The organism is Mesorhizobium sp. M1406, from assembly GCF_040317555.1.
GTDB lineage: Bacteria > Pseudomonadota > Alphaproteobacteria > Rhizobiales > Rhizobiaceae > Mesorhizobium.
In genome coordinates this window covers 1-994 of sequence record NZ_JAMYKW010000168.1, presented here as the reverse complement: position 1 = coordinate 994, position 994 = coordinate 1, and the positions used below count along the sequence as shown (strand labels likewise).

General features: G+C 54.6%; 1 protein-coding gene and 1 pseudogene. One reads left to right on the top strand and one right to left on the bottom strand.

Annotated elements, in window-relative coordinates:
* Positions 1–163 precede the first annotated feature (163 nt).
* Entirely contained in the window at positions 164–631 is a 468-nt protein-coding gene (locus tag NKH03_RS34765) for an avidin/streptavidin family protein (protein ID WP_352973349.1), read from the top strand.
* Positions 632–829: 198 nt separating this feature from the next.
* Here NKH03_RS34765 and NKH03_RS34760 read toward each other — a convergent pair.
* Positions 830–994 (bottom strand): annotated as a pseudogene (locus NKH03_RS34760) (IS6 family transposase); the annotation flags it as partial.

Here is a 994-nt window from a genome sequence, read left to right as displayed (position 1 = left end):
TCCTGGGTCCGCCTGCTTTAGATCCTGGGTCCGCCTGCTTTAGATATGGAGTATTAGCGCTGCCTGAATGTCGGCTGTTTTGCGAGCATGAGTTGCCGCAACACCCCGCAAGGACAAGGGTGGCTGAATACAGATGCATGACCCCATGAGGAGGAATACTGGTATGTTTCGTTTTATTTTCGCCGGACTTGGCCTTTCGCTAGCCAGCGCCGCGATGGCTTTTGAACCTGCCTCGTTTGAGCAGTTTTCCAGCTTGGTTGGTGCATCAAGCGCGTGGATGAACGATAAAGGTTCGACTATGGTACTCTCGTTTGACTCAAATGGTGGGGTTACGGGCCAGTATGTCAATCGCGCCAAGGGCACAGGCTGCCAGAACTCTCCATATCCGATCGCGGGGCGGGTGACCGGCAATTTCATCGCCTTTTCTGTCGGCTGGAATAACGGCCTCGAGAACTGCCACTCGGCGACCGGCTGGACAGGCTATGCAGCCAAGAGCAGCAGTGGGGCACTGCAAATCGTTACAGAATGGAACTTGGCCTATCAAGGTGGATCAGGTCCTGCCGTCACAAACGGTAAAGATTTGTTCACATATACCGAGCCAACGACAGGCGACGCGCCAATCAAAGACTAACAATATCGAGGCCCGGCTGAACCCAAAAACATGGTGCGGCGTTTGAGAGTATCTCGGACGTCTGCAGCAAGCCTGCTCTGGGGTAGAGATGTCGATGCTCTGTTGACCAGGTCGCTGTAGGGTAGGCACCACCAGTCCGGGAGGCATCGTAAACTTAAAGATCGCGAGGCGGTCGTAGCCCGCTTGCCCCACGACGGTTCATGCCCGAGCGATTTTTGCCCACAGGTTCATTGCCTCTGAACGCAGTTCGCGATGATGGCTGGAGGAGATTTCGTGGCGGGGGATATGGAACAGGTTGGCAATCGGATCATGAATGGAGACGAAGCGCTGCAAATGGCGTTGTGACTTGAAGCGTTTCATGAT

What these genes read in the sequence shown, in the direction of transcription:
- NKH03_RS34765 (WP_352973349.1), top strand. Translation starts at nt 164, where the DNA reads ATGTTTCGTTTTATTTTCGCCGGACTTGGCCTTTCGCTAGCCAGCGCC.